Raw genomic sequence first — 19726 nt, 5'->3', positions numbered from 1 at the left:
CCGGAGCGGGCCCCTCGGGCGTGCGCGGGAACCGCTACTCGTTCGGCACGGTCTCGTAGCGCGGGGAGTTCTCCGCCATCTGGCGCAGCGCGTCCTTGCGGTCGCGCTTGGAGAGGCGGTCGATGTACAGGTAGCCGTACAGGTGGTCGGTCTCGTGCTGCAGGCAGCGCGCGAAGTAGCCGGTGCCCCGCACCTTGATCGGGTTGCCCAGGGCGTCCTGGCCGGTCACCTCGGCGTAGTCCGGGCGGGCCAGCGAGGCGTACGCGGTCGGCACGGACAGGCAGCCCTCGTTGGAGTCGTCCAGGACGCGGCGGTCGGTCGGCAGCTCCACGAGCTTCGGGTTGACGACGACGCCGGTGTGCCGCAGGCCCTCGTCGTCCGGGCAGTCGTACACGAAGACCTTCTGGTCCACGCCGATCTGGTTGGCGGCCAGGCCCACGCCCTCCGCCGCCTTCTGGCTGGCGAACATGTCGTCGATCAGCCGGGCGAGGTCCTCGCCGAACTCGGTGACGTCCTTGCACTCGCGGTGCAGCACCGGGTTGCCGACCACGGTGATCGGCCGGGCCGTGCCCCGCTCCCGGTGGGCGAGCTCACGCGCCTCACAGTCCTCGGTGTCCACAACGTAACCGTCGTCATCGACCTTGAGGACCTCGTTCTCCTGCTGCGCCATGTCCCGCGTACGCCTTCCCTGAAGTCTCTGGTGTGCCCGTACAGCCTACGTGCCGGGGTCAGCAGACTTCTTCGAGATCCCGCCACTCACGGGTGTCGGGGCTGTCCGCCACCCAGCCGTCCAGCAGGCCGCGCACCAGACCGGCCGGAGCGGCGATCCCGCACTCCCGCTCGGGCACCCAGAGCGAGCCGGAACCGGCCGTACGGTGGCCCAGCGGGCCGGGGTGACCGGGCTCGCTGTGGTCGTGCGGGTCCAGGTGCTCGCCCTCGCCCTCGTCGCTCGGCATCGAGCTCTCCGAGCAGGTCCGGCACAGCAGGCGGACCGAGGACGACCAGTCCTCGGCGGCGAAACCGGCGTCCGAGGCCAGCCGCTCCAGTGCGTCCCGATCCTCCTCGGTGGCGGCCTCCAGCAGCACCACCCAGGTCGGCACCGGCGAGGGCGCCCACAGCTCGATCTCGTCGAAGACCGGGTAGGCGGGACCGGCCGCGGTCACCCGTTCGCCGTGCGGAACCCCGTCGTGCAGGACGACCTCGCCCCAGCGCCGCCCGGAGGAGGGCAGCGGGATCGACAGGACCTCCATCCGGGCCGGGTCCAGCCGGCGGCCCCAGACCACCTCGGCCTCGCCCTCGGGCGACAGCCGTACGGCCGCACTGCCCAGCTCCATGCCCACCGGCTCGGCCGAGCCGCCCGTGCCGTGCGGGTGGCCCGGGACCTTCAGGCCGTACGCCTGCCAGGCCCGCCGGGCCAGCGGCCAGTCCTGCAGGGCGGTGGCGGCGATGCCCACGTTCCACCAGTCGGGTGCGCCGGCCGCCCGGTCCAGCAGGGCGACGGCGCGCAGTCCGGCCGCGCGGGCCTGCTCCCAGTCGTGCCGGAACTTGTGCAGCAGCGCCAGGTTGAACCAGGACTCCGACAGCCAGGGCTCCAGGTCCGCGGCTCTGGTCAGCAGGGCGCCCGCGTCCTCGTACCGGCCGTCGCCGATCAGAGTGAACGCGCGGTCGGTGGCCTGCCGCCACGATGCGGAGGGCCTGTGCCGTACCTTCCCGAAGATCCTCACGATTCCCGCCTGCCGGTCCAACGGTGCAGCCTGTGGGTGCAGCCTTGCGGACACTCTCCACTTCGCATCCAACCATGCCCACTCGGACGGCCGCTCATTACCCATGGGTTACCCCGCCCGAACAGCGGCGATTCCATCACGTCGGGGTCTGCTTCCCGGGCGGCCGCGTTCCCCGCAGGACGCGGGCCAGGCACTCGACCACCTCCGGCTGGTACTCCCGGCCGGTGCCCAGCCGCAGCCGTTCCAGGGCCTCCAGCGATCCGCCGGGGTTCCGGGCGGCGCCGGCCAGGTCGTCGTAGGCGTCGGCCACCCGGACGATCCGGGCGGCCACGGGCTGTTCCCGGTACGGGTCGGCCTGCCGCTCCACCACCACGGCGACCTCCGCGGGCAGTCCGGTCTGCCGGGCCACCTCCCCGCCGAGCCCGGCGATCCGGCGGGCCTGGGCGGCCGGCAGCGGGGCGGAGCCCGCCGGGGCCGGGTCGGCCAGCGACAGCCGGCCGATGTCGTGCATCAGCGCGGCGTACTCCAGCACCGTCAGTTCCCGTTCGGACAGCCCGAGTTCCCGGCCCACGGCGCAGCTGAGCGAGGCGACCCGGCGGGCGTGGCCCGGCCGGGTGCAGCCGGCGATCTCGGTGGCCCGGGCGAGCGAGGCGATGGTCTGGCGGTACGTCGTACGGGCGGCGGAGATCCGCCGGAAGGAGAGCTGGGTGAGCAGCAGCGGCACGCTGAACACGGGCAGGGCCCACAGCCCGGCCACGGCCACGCCCAGGGCCGTCACCACCCCGGTGGCGCCGATCGCCGAGCCGATCCCGGCGAGCGCGCGCAGCTCGTCCCGGAGCAGCGGCCCGTAGGGCCATCCGGTGCGGGCCCGGGCCAGGGCGGCGGCGAGCACGGCGTCGCACAGGGCGGTCAGGCCGAGCAGGAGGACCAGGAACGGCACCAGGAGCGGCCCCTGGCCGACCGGGTCCGCCGGCCCCGCGGACCGGTGGAACGGCTGGAAGCAGGCGGCGGCGAACGCGACGGTGAGCACCCGGCGGGCGAGGTGGTCGAGAGCGGGCCCGTGGCCGCGGGCGATGTGCGGGACGGTCCCGGCCAGGGCGGCCGCGACCACCACGGCGACGGTCTGGAGCACCCCGTGGTGGGTGGGCGCTCCGGCGTTCTGGCCGAGCAGGGCGTAGGCGAGGGCGCCGGCGGAGCCGAGCGGCGCGGGGCGGCGGGCCCCGGCCGGGAGGTGGCCGGTCCGGTCGTCCACGGTGTCCCCGCGGGCCAGCTCGCCGACGGTGATCAGCAGGCCGAAGGCGAGCGCGGTGCCGGGCTCGGTGATGCCGTTCCAGAGGGTGTGGCCGAGCGCCGCCGCGGTCAGCGCGCCGGCCGCGCCGCGCACGGCCCACACGGTGCCGGGCCTCACCGGGTGCCCGTCCGGCCGGTCCGGCGGGTGCGGTCGGACCCTCCGCCCTCGCCGGCGGGTCCGTCGGGTCCGGGAGGCCCGGCATCTCCGGCGCCTCCGGCCGCCCCGGTGTGACCCGTGGCCCCGGCGCGGCCACCGGCCCGGACCGACCCGGAGTGTGCCCGTCCGGCGGCCTCGCCGCCCTGGGCCGGGAGCGCGTTCAGCGGCGGCGGGCCCGGCACGTCGGAGGTGACCACCGGGTGCCAGCCGTCCCGGCGGACCGCGGTGGTCAGGGCCAGCACCATCTCCGGGTCGAACTGGGCTCCGGCGCAGCGTTCGAGCTCGGCGAGGGCGACCGGGACGGGCCGGGCGCGGCTGTAGGAGCGGGTGGAGGTCATGGCGTCGAAGGCGTCGGCGACGGCCACCACCCGGGCCGCCACCGGGATCCGCTCGCCGGTCAGGCCGTAGGGGTAGCCGCCGCCGTCCACCCGTTCGTGGTGGTGCAGGATCGCCGCCCGGGCCTCGCCGAGGAAGCCGATGCCCCGGACCATCTCGTGGCCGTACTCGGGGTGCAGTTCGATGGTGCGGCGCTCCTCGGGGGTGAGCGGACCGTCCTTGCACAGCAGCCGGGTCGGAACGCCGAGCTTGCCGACGTCGTGCAGGATGCCCGCGATCCGGACCGTCTCGACGCGGTCCGCGGACATGCCCAGTTCGCGGGCGATCATCGCGGAGGCCTGGCCGACGCGCTCGCCGTGGCCGCGCGTGTAGCGGTCCTTGATGTCGACCGCCTGGACGAGGGCGCGGATGGTGGCCTGGTGGGCGCCGCGTTCGTGGTGGTACTGGGCGAAGACCCAGCAGGAGATGCCGACCGGGAGCAGGACGGCGAGCGCGGCCGGGGGCCCGTACGGGCTGCGCCAGAGCACGGCCATCATCAGCGCGGCCGGGGCGTGCACCAGGTGCGGGACGACGGACCGGGCGAGCGGTGTGCGCCAGGCGGTCGCGACGGGGTGCCGCTCGGCGACGGCCAGGATCGCCCCGTCGAGGGCGGCGAGCACCAGGCACAGGACCAGGGCCGCGGCGGCGGCCGGGAGCATCACCCCGGGGAATTCCGGTGGTCCCGATCCCCCGCCGGCGACGGATGCGACGGAGCCGCCGGAGCCGCCCGGGCCGCCGAGTGCGGCGGGCCCGCCCAGCAGGCCGAACACCCCGCCGGCCGCCCAGGCGGCCATGGACTGCCGGGCCGCCTGCCAGACCCTGCGGACCCCGGCCGGCCGCTGCTCGACCTTCCCGGCGAGCGCCCCGGGCAGCACGGCCAGTGCGGCGGCCGGGGGCGGCAGCAGGAAGACGGCGGCGAGCGCGACGGGGAAGAAGGAGCCCATGTGTTCGGGCACGCGACTGCCCAGCAGCCGGCATGCCTTGGCCCGTTCGCAGACGAGGGAGAGCGCGCACAGCAGGGCCGCGGCCGGCCACGGGACGGCGGCGGCGCCGGTGAGTGCCGGCAGCAGGCACGCGACGGAACCGGCGACGGCGCAGCAGAGGAAAAAGCGCGCGCCCGGCGGAAGTCCGCGCATCGGCGTTCTCCTCCCCCTGTGGCCTGGCAGGCAAACCGGTCACCGGATCGGACCGGTACCGGTTGGGGAGAATAGGTGCGGCCCCTGCGCGCACGGGCCGCATTTTCGTATTGCGACACGCGGGTGCCCCCGGATTAGCACCTTCGGGTGAACGAAGTCCTGTTCCGGGGGCTGGGGTCTCGTCAGGTTTTGTCAGCCGGCGGCGGGTCCGGCAGTGGCCGGTCCTGCGGTCGCCGGTCCTGCGGTGATGTCCTCGTCCGGAACGGCCTGTCCGGAACGGATCAGCTCGATCCTGCCCATCACCTTCGACCGCAGGTCGGTCGGTACGTCATCCGATCCGCAGCAGCGCTTGACCAGCTTCTTCACGGCCTGTTCCAGGCCGTACTTCTCCAGACAGGGATTGCACTCGCCGAAGTGTGTTTCGAACTTCGTGCAATCACTGTCGGGCATCTCGTGGTCGAGGAACTCGTACAAGTGGTCCAGGACCTCGGAGCACTCCGTCTCGTGCGGCTCTCCGCAGCTCATGAGCCTGAGCCTTTCCGGTCGTTCGACTCTCCCGCGCCGGCCGGAACCAGCCCGCGCTCACGGGCATAGTCCTCCAGCATTCCGCGGAGTTGACGGCGGCCACGGTGCAGTCGCGACATGACCGTACCGATGGGTGTACCCATGATGTCCGCGATCTCCTTGTACGCAAAGCCCTCTACGTCGGCCAGATACACGGCGATGCGGAACTCCTCGGGAATCGCCTGGAGTGCTTCCTTCACGTCCGAATCGGGCAGGTGATCGAGCGCCTGCGATTCGGCCGAGCGCAGACCGGTGGACATGTGCGACTCGGCACGCGCCAGCTGCCAGTCCTCGATCTCCTCCGCGGCGCTGCGCTGCGGCTCGCGCTGCTTCTTGCGGTAGGAGTTGATGAACGTGTTGGTCAGGATGCGGTAGAGCCACGCCTTGAGGTTGGTGCCTTCGCGGAACTGGTGGAAGGACGCGTACGCCTTGGCGAACGTCTCCTGAACCAGGTCCTCGGCGTCGGCCGGGTTGCGCGTCATGCGCAGCGCGGCCGAATACATCTGGTCGAGGTAACCGAGGGCGTCGCGTTCGAAGCGCGCATTGCGCTCCGCGGTCGTCTCCTCCGCCTGGCCTTCGTCGGTCCCGGAAACAGGACCCACCTCCTCCGACAGCGTGGCGGATCCGAATGCGGACCCACTCGAATCGGAGAATAGTCGACCATCCCGGCCATCCGCCGCCCGGCCGGGGGCGTACCTGGCCGCGGGCAGCACCGACCAGTCCAGGTCAGAAGCCTGTGTACGGTTCGGGCTGATGACCCGGGTCATGCGGCACTCCCTCTCCCTCTGGGTCCCTCTCGGCATCCGTTCGGCACGGCGTCCGTGCGTCACGGCACCCCGAACAACCAAGGGGCCGGCCGGTGCATTCCCGGGGGCGGAAGGCCCGTTCACGGGACGGGGTTTGTCAGCTCCGGGCGAAATCGGCCACCGGTTCGTTTGTCATGTCAGGGCGGAGTAATGCCAGGGCGCGGCGATGTCAGGACGCCAGACGGCCGAGCCAGTCCCCCACCGCCCCGGTGATCACTTCCAGCGCCTCCTCCTGGGTGAGCGGGGCCTTCTTCGGCACGGCCATGCCGTGGTCGGCCGCCTCCACCTCGACCAGCTCGAAGGTCCCCTCCGGGAACTCCCCGGGGCGCCCGAAGGCGTCCCGGCCGCCCTGGACCACCAGGGTGGGCACGCCCGCCCCGGTGAGCTCCCCGGCGCGGGACCTCTCCGGCCTGCCCGGCGGATGCAGGGGGAAGGCGAGGGCCAGCACGCCGGCGGCACCGAGCCCGGCCGCGGTCCGGCAGGCCACCCGGGCCCCCGCGCTGCGCCCGCCGGCCACCACCGGGAGTCCGGGCGCCGTCAGGGCGGGCCACAGGCCGTGCCAGCCCTGGTCGAGCACCTTGGGGGCGGCCGCGACCTTCTTCCCGGCCACCCGCCAGGGCTGCTCGACCAGGGCCACGGTGATGCCCCGGGCGGGCAGGGCCGCGGCCAGGGCCTGCAGGTCACGGGCTTCGATGCCGCCGCCGGCACCATGGCCGAGGGCCAGCACCAGGCGGGCGGTACGGGCGGTGTGCCAGGTGATCCGGGCCTCCCCGGCGGGGGTCGCGACGCTCTCGGTACGGGTCGGCGCGTGGTGCTGCGCGTGCTCCTGCGCGGGTTCCTGCGCGTGCGTGCTCATCAGAACAGCGTGCCCTCCTCGGGGGCCTCCAGCTCGGTCAGCAGCTCCGGTCCGTTGTTGCGGACGTTGCTCACCGAGGTGGGCACCGGGTAGGCGCGCATCAGCCCGCCGGGCGGCGGGGCCAGCAGGTCCCGCAGCGAGCCCTCGGTGTCGGTGTCCGCCGGGTCCAGCCAGGCGTCCCAGCGGTCGGGGGTGAGCATCAGCGGCATCCGCGGGTGGATCTCCGCCAGCGAGCGCGGGCCCTGCACCGGGGCCGTGGCCAGCGGCCCGGTCTCGGCCTCCGTGGTGATCACCGAGCAGGTCGCCCACCAGGCGTGCGGGTGCTCGTCGGGCAGGGTCCGGTCGCGCCAGAACTCGTATATGCCGGCCATGGCGAAGACCGAGCCGTCGGCGGGCAGCACGAAGTACGGCTGCTTGCGCGGCCGCTTCCGCTTGCCCTCGACCTCCAGCTGCCGCTCGTCGGTCCCGGTGACCCACTCGTAGTAGCCGTCGGCCGGGATGATGCAGCGGCGCTGTGCGAACGGCCGGCGGAAGGAGGGCTTCTCGTGCAGGGTCTCCGACCGCGCGTTGATCATCCGCGCGGCCCCGTCGGGGTTCTTCGCCCAGGACGGGACCAGTCCCCATTTCAGGACGCGCAGCTGGCGAACCGGACGCGGGTCCGGAGCGTCCTTCAGGGGACGGTCGAGTACGACGAAGACCTCCTTCGTCGGGGCCACGTTGTAGTCGGGGGCCAGGGTCTCCCCGGGCTCCCACTTCTCGATCCCGAAGGCCTTCGCCAGCTCCTCGGGCCGGCGACTGGATGCATAGCGTCCGCACATGGCTGCCACACTGCCATGTCACTGCCACCGGCCACCGCTGGAGGTACCACCGGAACACCACGGCAAGGAGCCGTCCGACCCCATGAACCCGATGATCCCGGACACGCACATACCGGCCGCGCACACCTCGGCCGCGGGCAGTCTCGCGGACGGCCTGTGGGAGCGGCTCACCGGCCTCCAGGACGCGCCCCCGCAGTGGCTGGTGCTGCTGACCGCGGCGGCCGCGCTGGCCGTCGTGCTCCCGCACCCGCTGTGGCGGCTGTCCCGGAACGCGATCACCATCGCCCACGAGGGCGGCCACGGCCTGGTGGCCGTGCTGACCGGACGCCGACTTGACGGCATCAGGCTGCACTCCGACACCAGCGGGCTGACCGTGAGCCGGGGCCGGCCGACCGGGCCCGGGATGATCCTCACGGCCGCCGCCGGGTACACGGCGCCCTCGCTGCTGGGCCTGGGCGGGGCCTGGCTGCTGTCCGCGCACCGGATCACCCTGCTGCTGTGGGTGGCCACCGTCCTGCTGCTGGTGATGCTGGTGATGATCCGGAACGCGTACGGCGCACTGACCGTGGTCCTGGCCGGCGGGGCCTTCGTCCTGGTGTCCTGGCTGGCCCCGGCCGGGGTGCAGGCGGCCTTCGCGTACGCGGCGGTGTGGTTCCTGCTGCTGGGCGGCGTACGGCCGGTGTTCGAGCTGCAGGGGAAGCGGAGGCACGGCGGTGCCCCGGACTCCGACGCGGACCAGCTGTCCCGGCTGACGAACGTGCCGGCCGCGCTCTGGCTGTTCCTGTTCCACGCGGTGTCGCTGACCTCGCTCATCGGCGGCGGCCGCTGGCTGCTCGGCCTCTGAGACGGCCCGGCCGCGGGGCGAGTCCGCCCGCGGGCAACAACTAAAGTAAGGGCCATGACCCAGACCCCCGCGCATCCCGCCCTCTGGCCCGCCCCGCTCGCGGACGGCGCAGTCCGCGCCACCGTCACCGTGCCGGGGTCGAAGTCCGTCACCAACCGCGCTCTGGTGCTGGCCTCGCTGGCCGCCGAGCCGGGCTGGGTGCGCCGGCCGCTGCGGTCCCGCGACTCCCAGCTGATGTCGGACGCGCTGCGGGCGATGGGCGTGGGCATCGAGGAGACCGTGTCCTCCAGCTCCGGGGCGGGCGCGGGCTCCGGCGAGGCCTGGCGCGTCATCCCGGCGGCCCTGCACGGCCCGGCCACCGTGGACGTCGGCAACGCCGGCACGGTCATGCGCTTCCTGCCGCCGGTGGCCACGCTGGCCGCCGGTGACATCCGCTTCGACGGCGACCCCCGTTCGTACGAGCGCCCGCTGGGCCAGGTCATCACCGCCCTTCGGACCCTCGGCGCCCGGATCGACGACGACGGCCGCGGCGCCCTGCCGATGACGGTGCACGGCGGCGGGGCCCTGGAGGGCGGCACGGTCGAGATCGACGCCTCCAACTCCTCCCAGTTCGTCTCCGCGCTGCTGCTCTCCGCCCCGCGCTTCAACCAGGGCGTCGAGGTGCGGCACGTGGGCGGCAACCTGCCGTCGCTGCCGCACATCCGGATGACGGTGGAGATGCTGCGCGCGGCCGGCGCCCAGGTGGACACCCCCGAGGCGGGCGGCGAGAAGGACGTGTGGCGGGTGGCGCCGGGTGCGCTGCTGGGCCGCGACATGGTGGTCGAGCCCGACCTGTCGAACGCGCAGCCGTTCCTGGCCGCCGCGATGATCACCGGCGGTACGGTCACCATCCCCGACTGGCCCCGCCGGACCACACAGCCGGGTGACGAACTGCGCCGGATCTTCACCGAGATGGGCGGTTCCTGCGAGCTGACCGACGCGGGCCTGGTCTTCACCGGCACGGGCGCCATCCACGGCATCGACGTGGACCTGAGCGAGGTCGGCGAGCTGACCCCGGGCATCGCGGCGGTGGCGGCGCTGGCCGATTCCCCGTCCACCCTGCGCGGCGTGGCCCACCTGCGGCTGCACGAGACGGACCGGCTGGCGGCCCTCACCAAGGAGATCAACGAGCTCGGCGGCGACGTCACCGAGACGGCGGACGGCCTGCACATCCGTCCGCGGAAGCTGCACGGCGGGATCTTCCACACCTACGACGACCACCGGATGGCCACCGCGGGCGCCGTGATCGGCCTGGCGGTGCCGGGCGTGGAGATCGAGAACGTGGCCACCACCGCGAAGACCCTGCCGGACTTCCCGAAGATGTGGGCGGACATGCTGTCGGGAGCCGGGGAGTAGCGCCATGCGCCGGTACGGGAAGCACACCGACGAGGACGACATCCGGGCCCGCCCCAACCCCAAGGGGAACCGGCCCCGGACGAACATCCGGCCCAAGCACGAGGACGCGGCCGAGGGGTTCGTCCTCACGGTCGACCGCGGCCGGCTGACCTGCCTGGTCGACGACCGCCGGATCACCGCGATGAAGGCCCGCGAGCTGGGGCGGAAGGCGGCGGTGGTCGGCGACCGGGTGTCGCTGGTCGGCGACCTGTCCGGCAAGAAGGACACCCTGGCCCGGATCGTGCGGATCCAGGAGCGCTCGTCGGTGCTGCGCCGGACCGCGGACGACGACGACCCGTTCGAGCGGGTGGTCGTCGCCAACGCCGACCAGCTGGCCATCGTCACGGCACTGGCCGACCCGGAGCCGCGGCCGCGGATGATCGACCGCTGCCTGGTGGCGGCGTACGACGCCGGACTGGTGCCGCTGCTGGTGCTGACCAAGTCGGACCTGGCGCCGGCCGACAAGCTGCTGGAGACGTACTCCACGCTGGGCCTGGACTTCGTGGTGGTCAACCGCGACGAGCTGGAGAACGGGGACGCGGCGGACCGGGTGCGGGAGCGCCTGGCGGGCAAGATCACCGCCTTCGTGGGCCATTCCGGCGTCGGCAAGACCACCCTGGTGAACTCACTGGTGGCGGCGGACCGGCGGCGGGCCACCGGCCACGTCAACGCGGTCACCGGCCGGGGCCGGCACACCACGACCTCGGCGCTTGCACTGCCGCTGCCGGACGAGGACGGCTGGGTGATCGACACCCCGGGCGTGCGTTCCTTCGGTCTGCACCACGTGGATCCGTCCCGGGTGATCCTGGCCTTCCCCGACCTGGTGGACGGTACGGAGGGCTGCCCGCGGGCGTGCAGCCACGACGAGCCGGACTGCGCGCTGGACGAGTGGGTGACCCAGGGGCACGCGGAGCCGGCCCGGCTGGACTCGCTGCGGCGGCTGCTGGCGACGCGGGAGCGGCGCGAAGGCGACTAGCTAGGCCGTGTCTCTTCGATCCATGAGCCTGTCCGGCGGATCACGGCCGGACGGGCCCGGGGCCGCACCTTTCGGATCAGGCCTGATCAGGGGCGGACCGGTTCTGACCTTGCCGGGAGCGTGGATCATCCAGGGGCTGCGACCGCCGGGGCACGTTTGCCGGGCGTCATGTCTGGTAAATGCATAATCGCACCAAGTGGCGCGCGGCCGGGCCGTCCGTGTCACATGACGCGGGGAGGCATTTGCCATGGCGTGGCTGCTCGTGGTGGTCGCGGGGTTCCTGGAGACGGGTTTCGCGGTCTGTCTGAAGCTGTCCCACGGCTTCACCCGGCTGTGGCCGACGATCGCCTTCGCATGCTTCGCCCTCGGCAGCTTCGGCCTGCTCACCCTCGCGCTGAAGAAGCTCGACGTCGGACCGGCCTACGCGGTGTGGACGGGCATCGGCGCCGCCGGCACGGCCATCTACGGCATGGTCTTCCTGGGCGACCTGGTCTCCACCCTCAAGATCGTCTCGATCACCCTGGTCATCGCGGGCGTCATCGGCCTGCAGCTGTCGGGCTCCTCCCACTGATCGACGCCGGGCGCGACCACGTAGGACAGCGCCAGCCGCACCACCAGTTCGCAGTGCTCCGGCGAGCTCCCGGCGGGTCCCAGCGCGGCCACCGCCCGGTCCCGTACGGACCGGAGCAGGTCCCCCGGCCCGGCCGCGGCGCGCTGCGGCGGCAGGCCCGGCGTCCAGGCCCCGGTGAGCAGGGCCCGTACCAGCGGGCGCGCACCGGCCGCCCGTACGGTCCAGGCCGCCACCCCGGCCAGCCTGACCCGGCCGGGAGCGCTTCCGGCCAGCACCCGGTCCACACCCGCCAGGTACCACTCGGCCTCCCGTCGGACCAGGGCGCGCCCGAGCCCGGCCTTGCCGCCGAACTCGTTGTAGAGGGTCTGCCGGGACACCCCGGCCGCAGCCGCCACGTCCACCATCCGCACGGCCGTCCAGGGCCGTGCGGCCACGGCCGCTCCCGCCGCCTCCAGCAATGACTCCCGCGCTGCCGGCATCGCGCCTCCCGCCGCCTCCGGCCCCCGCCCTCCGGCCGCCGGGGGCGTCCGGCCTCCGGGACAGGGTTGACGGGCCCTGACGAGGTGTCAAGACGGTCGGTGCGGCCCGTGTGGTCCGCCGGGAAGGGTGCCGATAATGTTCGGCCATGCCCGAGTATGACGATGACCTGCGCCTTGCCCATGCCCTTGCCGACGCCGCCGACGCGGTCACCATGGCCCGTTTCCGGGCCCTGGACCTCAAGGTGGAGACCAAGCCGGACATGACCCCGGTCAGCGAGGCCGACACCGCCACGGAGGCGGCCGTCCGCAGGCTGATCGAGGAGGCGCGGCCGCAGGACGCGATCCTCGGCGAGGAGTACGGGCTGGTGGGCGAGGGCCCGCGGCGCTGGGTGGTCGACCCCATCGACGGCACCAAGAACTACGTGCGCGGGGTGCCGGTCTGGGCCACCCTGATCTCCCTGATGGAGGCGGACGAGGAGGGCACGTTCCGTCCGGTCGTCGGCGTGGTGTCCGCGCCCGCGCTGGGCCGCCGCTGGTGGGCCACCGAGGGCGGCGGCGCGTACGCGGGCGGCGGCCTCGGCGGCGGCGATGTCCGGCTGGGCGTCTCCAAGGTGGCCTCGCTCGCCGACGCCTCGTTCGCGTACTCCTCGCTGACCGGCTGGGAGGAGCAGGGCCGGCTGCCCGGCTTCCTGGACCTGACCAGGGCCTGCTGGCGGACCCGCGGCTACGGCGACTTCTGGCCGTACATGATGGTCGCCGAGGGCTCGCTGGACCTCTGTGCCGAGCCCGAGCTGAACCTGTGGGACATGGCCGCGATCGCGGTGGTGGTGCAGGAGGCGGGCGGCCGGTTCACCGGCCTGGACGGGGTCGACGGGGTGCACGGCGGCAACGCGGCGGCCTCCAACGGGCTGCTCCACGAGGCGATGCTGACCCACCTGCGGCCGAGCGCCTGAGACCCGCCCGGTGCGCGTCGCGCGACGCGCACCGGACCGTGTAACCGAGCGGATCCCGAGCAGATCCCGAGCAGATCCCGAGCGGGTTCCGGGAAGCGACCGGGAAGCGGCCGCGGCACACCCGGACGCGCCCCGGCGGCACGCCCGAATGCGCTGCGCGCCCCCTTGATGACCCTGTGTGGCCGTGGGAATCTGATACTCCTCCGCTTGTGCGCTTGTGAATCCGTTCTCTAGGCGGAACGGGTCCCGGGCGCTCCGCCCGAGCGGAGGGTCTTCGCCCCAGGAGGTGGCTCTCTTGCTCGTCCGTGACGCCATGAGCACCCTGATCCTCACCCTCGGACCCGCCCACACCATCCGCCAGGCCGCCGGCCTGATGTCCGGCCGGCGCGTCGGCGCGGCCGTCGTCCTCGATCCCGACCACAGCGGCATCGGCATCCTGACCGAGCGCGACATCCTCAACTCCATCGGCGCGGGACACGACCCCGACCGGGAGACCGTCAGCGCGCACACCACCAACAACGTCGTGTTCTGCACCCCGGACGCCACCCTGGAGGAAGCCGCCGAGGCCATGGCCGTCGGCGGCTTCAGGCATCTGATCGTGCTGGAGCACGGCGGCGCGGTCGGCATCGTCTCGGTCCGCGACATCATCCGCTGCTGGGTCCGCAGCGGCCGCGGCGCGGTCGCGGCCTGACCCGGCACGGAACCGGATCGGGATCGAACGGGGGCGGCGGGCCGGAAACCGGGGTTTCCGGCCCGTCGTCCGCCAGGCAAGGCGAGATCCGGCCACTGTTACCCTGGGCCCCATGAGTGACCTGCTGGAACGGCTCCGCGGACGTGGCTGGCGCATGACCGCGCAGCGGCGCGTCGTGGCCGAGGTGCTCGACGGTGACCACGTGCACCTGACGGCGGACGAAGTGCACGCGCGCGCGGTGACCAAGCTGCCCGAGATCTCCCGGGCCACGGTCTACAACACCCTGGGCGAGCTGGTGTCCCTCGGCGAGGTCCTGGAGGTCTCCACGGACCGGCGCGCCAAGCGGTACGACCCCAACGCCCACCGGCCCCACCAGCACCTGGTGTGCGCCCGCTGCGGCGCCATCCGCGACGTCCACCCGACCGGCAACCCGCTGGCCGACCTCCCGACTGCGGAGCGCTTCGGCTTCACGGTCGAAGGCGTGGAGGTCACCTACCGGGGCATCTGCCCCACCTGCGCCGCCCTCTAGTACCCCGCCGCGGATGCCGCGCCGCCCCCGGGCCGCGCGGCACCGCCCCTGCCGCACCTCACCGCCCCGGCCGCGCGGCACCGTCCCGAACGCAACCCCGAAGACGACCCCGAACACACCGAAGGGCCCGGATCCAGTGGATCCGGGCCCTTCGGCATCAGTAGCGGGGACAGGATTTGAACCTGCGACCTCTGGGTTATGAGCCCAGCGAGCTACCGAGCTGCTCCACCCCGCGTCGGTGAACCCAACGTTACGTCAAAGCCCCCGAGCAGCGCAAATCGCTTGACGGTGAGGTGTCGCCCGTAGGCGCGGCGCGGTGTGGGGCGGCCTGAGGCCGCACTACGCGGACAGTTCCTCGGCGAGGGCCTCGCGGAGCTTCGCCGCGCGCTGCGAGACCTCGGCCGGCCCCAGTTCCATCGCACGGGCGCACCACTTCTGGCCCTCCGCGAGGTCGCCGTGCCGTGCGGCCAGCAGTCCCAGCCGCAGCGCGGCCCGCCCGTGGCCGGCCACGGCCGCCCGGGTCCACCACAGCGCCGCCTCGGGCTCGCTGCCCTCCCTGGCCAGCAGCAGCCCGAGGTTGAACGCGCCGTTGCGGGAGCCGGCCTCCGCCGCCTCCCGGTACCAGCGCGCGGCCACGCCCAGCTCGCCCCGGCCCGCGGCCAGCATGCCGACCCGGACCTGGGCGCGCCGGTGGCCGTGCTCGGCGGCCCGCTCGTACCACTCCTCGCTCTCCGACTTCGCGGCCGCGGCCGGCGCGCCCAGGGCGGGCGGCTCCGGCGGCGGGGCCAGCGACTCCAGCAGCGAGGCCAGCCGGAACGCGGCCTCGGCGCTGCCGCCCCCGGCGGCACAGCGCAGGTGCCGCTCGGCGGCCCGCTCCTCCCCGTCCCGGACCAGGGCGATGCCGACCTGGAGGGCGGCGTCGGTGTGGCCGGCCGCGGCGGCGCGCTCGTACCACCGCAGCGCGGTCCGGTCGTCGTCCCGGCTGGCGAAGAGGATGCCCAGGTTGAAGGCGGCGTCCACGCTGCCCGCCTCGGCCGCCTTGGAGAACCACGGCTCGGCGCCGGCCGCGTCACCGCCTTGGAGCAGCAGGATGGCCAGGGCGTTCGCCGCCTCGCGGTGACCCGCGTAGGCGGCGCGCCGGTAGAACTGCTCCGCCTGGGCCGTACGGTCCTGCGCGGCGCACAGCAGGGCGAGGTTGTACGCCCCGTTGTGGTCGCCGGCGTCCATCGCGGCCCGGTACCACTTCTCCGCGGTCTGCGGCTCGCCGCGCGCCGCGTGGAGGGCGCCGAGCGCGTTGGCCGCGTTGCCGTCGCCGTCCTGGGCGGCCCGCAGCCACCAGGTGGCCGCGCTCTCCTCGTCCCCGGCGTCGCGCAGCAGGAAGCCCAGGGCGCACGCGGCCCGGGCCTCGCCCTGCTTGGCGGAGGTGAGGTACCAGCGCCCGGCCTCCTTGAGCTCGCCGCGCGCCTCCAGCAGGATCCCCAGATGCAGGGCCGCCCGCCGGTGGCCGCGGGCGGCGGCCTGCCGGTACCACTGCTCGGCCTCGGCGCCCTCGCGGCGGCGCAGGATCCGCGCGAGCCGGTACGCGGCCTCGCGGTGCCCCTGCTCGGCGGCCTGCCGGTACCAGCGCTCGGCGCCCTCGTCGCCGCGGTGCTCCAGTACGTCGGCCAGGCCGTACGCGCCCAGCGCATGGCCGGATTCCGCCGCCTGCCGCAGCCAGTACTCGGCGGCCGGCTCGTCGCCGCGCTCGCGGTAGTGCCGGCCGAGGGCGTGCGCGGCGGGGGCCGAGCCGGCCACGGCGGCGACCCGCCACCAGTCGGCGGCCTCCTCGGGGTAGCCGCGCTGGAGCAGCAGGACGCCCAGGTTGTTGGCGGCGGCGCGGTCGCCGGCGGCGGTGGCCCCGCGCAGGTAGGGCTCGGCGCCCTCCAGGTCCCCCCGGCGCAGCAGGAGTGCGCCGAGCACGCTCATGGCGCCCGGGTCCCCCTTGTCGGCGGGGCCCCGGTGCCGGGCCTCCAGTTCGACGTCGCTGGAGGCTTCGGTCTCGGTCTCGGCGAACGCCCCGGCCGTGGTCACCGCAGTGGTCAGTGCAGTGCCCGTGCCGTGCTCTGCCGGGTTGGTCGCCCCGGCCGCTTCCATGCCCTCTTCGGTCTCCGCCCGCACAAACCGCCCTGTCTCCAGCAGAGTTGACCTGTCCCCCATAAATCCCATCGTCGCATCACCTGCTACCCGCGTACACCTGGTATGTCGCAGCCAGTGAGGTCACTTCAGCGTTTTGTCGACATGCCCACAGTCGGACAAGTCAAACACGTGCATCGCCCAACTCACCCCCGAGGACACGAGGATGTGCGTGCTTGTACATGGATGTACACGACGAAGGCCCGGATCCCATGGATCCGGGCCTTCATCTTCAGTAGCGGGGACAGGATTTGAACCTGCGACCTCTGGGTTATGAGCCCAGCGAGCTACCGAGCTGCTCCACCCCGCGTCGGTGAAACAACAGTACCACGACGCGGAGCGGAAGCCGGACGGCGGACCCCGGGGCGGGGCCCGCCGCCCCGGGTCAGCCTCCCGTGCCGGGTGTCGGCTGGAGCTTGGCCTCCGCGTCGACCGCCCGCTGCAGCGCCGCCTTCAGGTCGTCCTGGGCCTTGCCGTAGGCCGCCCAGTCACCGTCCTGCCGCGCCTTGTCGGCCGCCTCGATGGCCTTCTGCGCGTCGGCCAGGGCCGCCTTGACCGTCGGGTTCTGCGGGGTGGTGGCCGGCGGCTTCTGCGGGGTGTCGCCGGGCTGGGTCGCCGGCGGCTGCTGCGTGGTCGGCGCCGAAGCCCCGAAGACCACGTCCAGCGCCTTCTCCAGCGTGTTCTCGAAGGCGGTCTGATCCCCGTAGGTGACCAGCACCTTCTTCAGCAGCGGGTACTTCAGGCCGCCGCCGCGGACGTACACCGGCTCGACGTAGAGCATGCCCTTGTCGAGCGGCACCGCGAGCAGGTTGCCGTACTCCACCTGCGAGTCGCCCCGGCTCAGGATGTTGATCTCCTGGGCGATCTCCGGCTTGGAGTTGAACCGCGCCTGGACCAGCTTGGGGCCGTCCACCGGGTTGGTGGTGGGCAGCTTCAGCAGTCTGATCCTGCCGTAGTCGGCGGTCCCCGGGTCGGCGTTGACGGACATGAAGGCGCTCAGGTTGTCACGGCCGTTCGGCGTGAAGGTCGTGGTGAGCGAGAAGACCTGGTTCGGCTCCTTCTGGTCCGGCATCTTCATGGAGAGGTAGTACGGCGGGACCGCGTTCCCCTCCCTGTTGGTCGGGTCGTCCGGGACGGCCCAGACCTCGCTGCCGCTGAGGAAGGTCTGCGGGTCGGTGACGTGGTAGCGGGTGAGGAGCTCGCGCTGCACCTTGAAGAGGTCCTGCGGGTAGCGCAGGTGCTCCATCAGGGCCGGCGGGATGTCCTTCCTGTCCTTGACCGTCTTGGGGAACGCCTTCATCCAGGTCTTGAGGACCGGGTCCTGGGTGTCCCACTGGTACAGCTTCACCGTGCCGTCGTAGGCGTCGACGGTGGCCTTCACCGAGTTGCGGATGTAGTTGACCCGGTTCTCCTGCGCGACGACCGCGCGCTGGGAGTCGGTCAGCGAGTCCGCCGTGGTGTCGCCCAGCGTGGTGCGCGAGGCGTACGGGTAGCCGTTGGTCGTGGTGTAGGCGTCCACGATCCACTGGATCCGCCCGCCGATCACGGCCGGGTAGGCCGCGCCGTCGATGGTCAGCCAGGGGGCGACGGCCTCGACCCGCTCCTTGGGCGTGCGGTTGTAGAGGATCTTCGAACCCTCGCCGATCGCGCCCGAGTAGAGGATCTGCGGCTCGCTGAAGGCCAGGGCGTAGGCGGCCCGGTTGAGCGGGTTGCCCAGGCTCACCCCGCTCTTGCCCTCGTAGGTGGTCTCCTTCTCGCCCCTGTCGTCGGCGTAGTCGAGCTCCTTCTGGGGGCCGCCGACGATGGAGTACTGCTTGGTCTGCTCGCCGTAGTAGATCCGCTGCTGGTACGTGCCCAGGTTGCCCTTGGAGGGGAGGCCGGACTCGGTGAACACGGGCTCGCCGTTGGAGGTGACCTCGGTGCCCTTGGCCGCGACCGCGCCGTAACCGTGCGTGTAGCGGAAGTGGTCGTTGATCCAGTTGTTCTTCGGGATGCCCGCGAGGTTCATCTCGCGGAGGCCGATCACCGTGTCCTGGCCCTTGTACCGGTCCACCGCGAGGGTGGACGGGAAGCCGTAGTAGCTCTTGTTCTGCTGGCCCTGCTGGAAGGCCGGGGAGACGATGTTCGGGTCGAGCAGCCGGACGCTGGCCGTGGTGTTGGCCTCCTGGCGGAGCTTGTTCTTGTCCGCCTGGGGGTTCGGGCTGCCCGGGTAGGGCGTGACCTCGGTCTTGTCGATGCCGTACGCGTCACGCGTCGCCTGGATGTTCTTCTCGACGTACGGCGACTCCTTGGCCTGCTCGTTCGGCTGGACCTGGAACTTCTGCACGATCGCCGGGTACAGCCCGCCGATCAGGATCGCGGAGAGCACCATCAGGCCGAAGCCGATCACCGGAAGCTGCCAGGTGCGGCGCCACAGCGTCGCGAAGAACAGCACGGCGCAGATCGCGGCGATGCAGAAGAGGATGGTCTTGGCCGGCAGGTAGGCGTTGGCGTCCACGTACCGCAGGCCGGTCCAGTTGTCGGAGGCCTTGAAGTCGCTGGACTTCACCGCCAGGCCGTACCGGTCCAGCCAGTACGCGACCGCCTTGAGCGACACGAAGAGGCCGAGCAGCACCGACAGGTGGCCGGTGGCCGCGGCGGAGGCCCGGGCGCCGGGGCTGGTCACGCGGAGGCCGCCGTACAGGTAGTGCACGACGGCGGCGGCGATCAGCGAGAGCACGACGGCGGCGAAGCCGAAGCCCAGCAGGAACCGGTACCAGGGCAGGTCGAAGGCGTAGAAGGACACGTCCAGGTGGAACTGGGGGTCCTTCTTGCCGAACGGGACGCCGTTGACGTACATCAGCCAGGTCTTCCACTGGCCGGCCGCGGAGGCGCCCGCGATCAGGCCGACCAGCACGGAGATGCCCAGCAGCAGCCAGCGCTTGTACGGGGCGACGCTCATCCGGTACCGGTCGAGGCTCTGCTGCTCCACGGACATGGCGGCCAGCGGTGGCCGGAGCCGGTGGGCCAGCCAGATGTTCAGCCCGACCGCGCCCGCCATCAGGAGGCCGAAGACGGCGAACAGGCCGATCTTGGTCCACAGCGTGGTCGTGAAGACCGTCGAGTAGTCCACCGAGCGGTACCAGAGCCAGTCGGTCCAGAAGCCCGCGAACATGATGAAGAGCATGGCCAGGACGGCCAGAACGCCCAGGGTCATGAGGAGAGTGCGGGCGCGCCGGGACGGGCGGCCGACTCTGATCCGTGGCCCGGAGGGGCCTCCGCCGCGGTCCGGCATCTGGAAAGCCAAGGTGCGCACCTCGAAAGTCGCTGTGTGTCGTGTCGGGGCCCCTGATGGTAGGGCCCACTCTTGCA

18 protein-coding genes and 2 tRNA genes are annotated in these 19726 nt (G+C 72.9%); 7 read left to right on the top strand and 13 right to left on the bottom strand.

Features of this window, described 5'->3' with window-relative positions; genetic code table 11:
* Positions 1–34: 34 nt before the first annotated feature.
* The 8 genes from def to AB0O36_RS26450 all read right to left on the bottom strand — a co-directional run bounded on the left by def (position 35) and on the right by AB0O36_RS26450 (position 7726).
* Positions 35–670 carry a peptide deformylase gene (gene def, locus AB0O36_RS26485; protein WP_365114693.1) on the bottom strand — a complete coding sequence of 212 codons (636 nt, stop codon included), beginning with the start codon at positions 668–670 and terminating at the stop codon, positions 35–37.
* A 58-nt stretch (positions 671–728) separates the two neighbouring features.
* Positions 729–1724, bottom strand: coding sequence for a hypothetical protein (locus AB0O36_RS26480; protein ID WP_365114692.1), 996 nt, complete (start codon positions 1722–1724; stop codon positions 729–731).
* A 136-nt stretch (positions 1725–1860) separates the two neighbouring features.
* Positions 1861–3132: an HD domain-containing protein gene (locus AB0O36_RS26475; protein ID WP_365114691.1), complete on the bottom strand. Its 1272-nt coding sequence runs from the start codon at positions 3130–3132 to the stop codon at positions 1861–1863.
* A complete protein-coding gene (locus tag AB0O36_RS26470) occupies positions 3129–4682 on the bottom strand; it encodes an HD domain-containing phosphohydrolase (protein ID WP_365114690.1) in 1554 nt (517 codons plus the stop codon). The genes AB0O36_RS26475 and AB0O36_RS26470 overlap by 4 nt, the downstream gene beginning before the upstream one ends.
* Positions 4683–4874: 192 nt before the next feature.
* Complete coding sequence (gene rsrA, locus AB0O36_RS26465) at positions 4875–5207, bottom strand: mycothiol system anti-sigma-R factor (protein ID WP_365114689.1); 333 nt, start codon at positions 5205–5207, stop codon at positions 4875–4877.
* Entirely contained in the window at positions 5204–6013 is an 810-nt protein-coding gene (locus AB0O36_RS26460) for a sigma-70 family RNA polymerase sigma factor (RefSeq protein ID WP_365114688.1), read from the bottom strand. The genes rsrA and AB0O36_RS26460 overlap by 4 nt, the downstream gene beginning before the upstream one ends.
* 208 nt (positions 6014–6221) lie before the next feature.
* Positions 6222–6908 (bottom strand): alpha/beta family hydrolase, encoded by a 687-nt coding sequence (locus AB0O36_RS26455; protein ID WP_365114687.1) that lies wholly within the window; start codon positions 6906–6908, stop codon positions 6222–6224.
* The gene (locus tag AB0O36_RS26450) at positions 6908–7726 is read right to left on the bottom strand and encodes an SOS response-associated peptidase (protein WP_365114686.1); all 819 of its coding nucleotides are present in this window, start codon (positions 7724–7726) and stop codon (positions 6908–6910) included. Before AB0O36_RS26450 ends, AB0O36_RS26455 begins: the two co-directional genes overlap by 1 nt.
* Positions 7727–7817: 91 nt before the next feature.
* On the opposite strand from AB0O36_RS26450, the gene AB0O36_RS26445 reads away from it, so the two are divergent.
* The 4 genes from AB0O36_RS26445 (at position 7818) to AB0O36_RS26430 (ending at position 11551) form a co-directional block, all read left to right on the top strand.
* A complete protein-coding gene (locus AB0O36_RS26445) occupies positions 7818–8570 on the top strand; it encodes a M50 family metallopeptidase (protein ID WP_365114733.1) in 753 nt (250 codons plus the stop codon).
* Between the two features lie 54 nt (positions 8571–8624).
* On the top strand, positions 8625–9965 hold the full coding sequence (aroA, locus tag AB0O36_RS26440; protein ID WP_365114685.1) for a 3-phosphoshikimate 1-carboxyvinyltransferase: 1341 nt from the start codon (positions 8625–8627) through the stop codon (positions 9963–9965).
* A 4-nt stretch (positions 9966–9969) separates the two neighbouring features.
* A complete protein-coding gene (gene rsgA / locus AB0O36_RS26435) occupies positions 9970–10980 on the top strand; it encodes a ribosome small subunit-dependent GTPase A (protein WP_365114684.1) in 1011 nt (336 codons plus the stop codon).
* 247 nt (positions 10981–11227) lie between these two features.
* On the top strand, positions 11228–11551 hold the full coding sequence (locus AB0O36_RS26430; protein ID WP_365114683.1) for a multidrug efflux SMR transporter: 324 nt from the start codon (positions 11228–11230) through the stop codon (positions 11549–11551).
* Here the strand turns inward: AB0O36_RS26430 and AB0O36_RS26425 are convergent.
* The gene (locus AB0O36_RS26425; protein WP_365114682.1) at positions 11443–12030 is read right to left on the bottom strand and encodes a TetR/AcrR family transcriptional regulator; all 588 of its coding nucleotides are present in this window, start codon (positions 12028–12030) and stop codon (positions 11443–11445) included. The two genes, AB0O36_RS26430 and AB0O36_RS26425, sit on opposite strands and share 109 nt — an antisense overlap.
* Before the next feature lie 146 nt (positions 12031–12176).
* Here AB0O36_RS26425 and hisN point away from each other — a divergent pair, with 146 nt between their 5' ends.
* The 3 genes from hisN to AB0O36_RS26410 all read left to right on the top strand — a co-directional run bounded on the left by hisN (position 12177) and on the right by AB0O36_RS26410 (position 14203).
* Positions 12177–12983, top strand: coding sequence for a histidinol-phosphatase (gene hisN, locus AB0O36_RS26420; protein WP_365114681.1), 807 nt, complete (start codon positions 12177–12179; stop codon positions 12981–12983).
* A 295-nt stretch (positions 12984–13278) separates the two neighbouring features.
* On the top strand, positions 13279–13674 hold the full coding sequence (locus AB0O36_RS26415) for a CBS domain-containing protein (RefSeq protein WP_365114680.1): 396 nt from the start codon (positions 13279–13281) through the stop codon (positions 13672–13674).
* A gap of 112 nt (positions 13675–13786) precedes the next feature.
* The gene (locus AB0O36_RS26410; protein ID WP_365114679.1) at positions 13787–14203 is read left to right on the top strand and encodes a Fur family transcriptional regulator; all 417 of its coding nucleotides are present in this window, start codon (positions 13787–13789) and stop codon (positions 14201–14203) included.
* 161 nt (positions 14204–14364) lie between these two features.
* On the opposite strand, the gene AB0O36_RS26405 is transcribed toward AB0O36_RS26410, so the two are convergent.
* The 4 genes from AB0O36_RS26405 to AB0O36_RS26390 all read right to left on the bottom strand — a co-directional run bounded on the left by AB0O36_RS26405 (position 14365) and on the right by AB0O36_RS26390 (position 19670).
* A tRNA-Met gene (locus AB0O36_RS26405) sits at positions 14365–14438 on the bottom strand.
* 104 nt (positions 14439–14542) lie between these two features.
* Positions 14543–16408 (bottom strand): tetratricopeptide repeat protein, encoded by a 1866-nt coding sequence (locus tag AB0O36_RS26400; protein ID WP_365114678.1) that lies wholly within the window; start codon positions 16406–16408, stop codon positions 14543–14545.
* A gap of 203 nt (positions 16409–16611) precedes the next feature.
* Positions 16612–16685 (bottom strand) — tRNA-Met (locus AB0O36_RS26395).
* A gap of 75 nt (positions 16686–16760) precedes the next feature.
* Positions 16761–19670, bottom strand: a complete 2910-nt coding sequence (locus tag AB0O36_RS26390) for a UPF0182 family protein (RefSeq protein ID WP_365114677.1) — start codon at positions 19668–19670, stop codon at positions 16761–16763.
* Between the last annotated feature and the right edge of the window lie 56 nt (positions 19671–19726).

Source organism: Streptomyces sp. NPDC089799 (assembly GCF_040684755.1).
In the GTDB taxonomy this organism is placed as follows: Bacteria; Actinomycetota; Actinomycetes; order Streptomycetales; family Streptomycetaceae; genus Streptomyces.
Note: the sequence above shows the minus strand (reverse complement) of the source record. Positions and strands in the feature narration are given on the sequence as shown.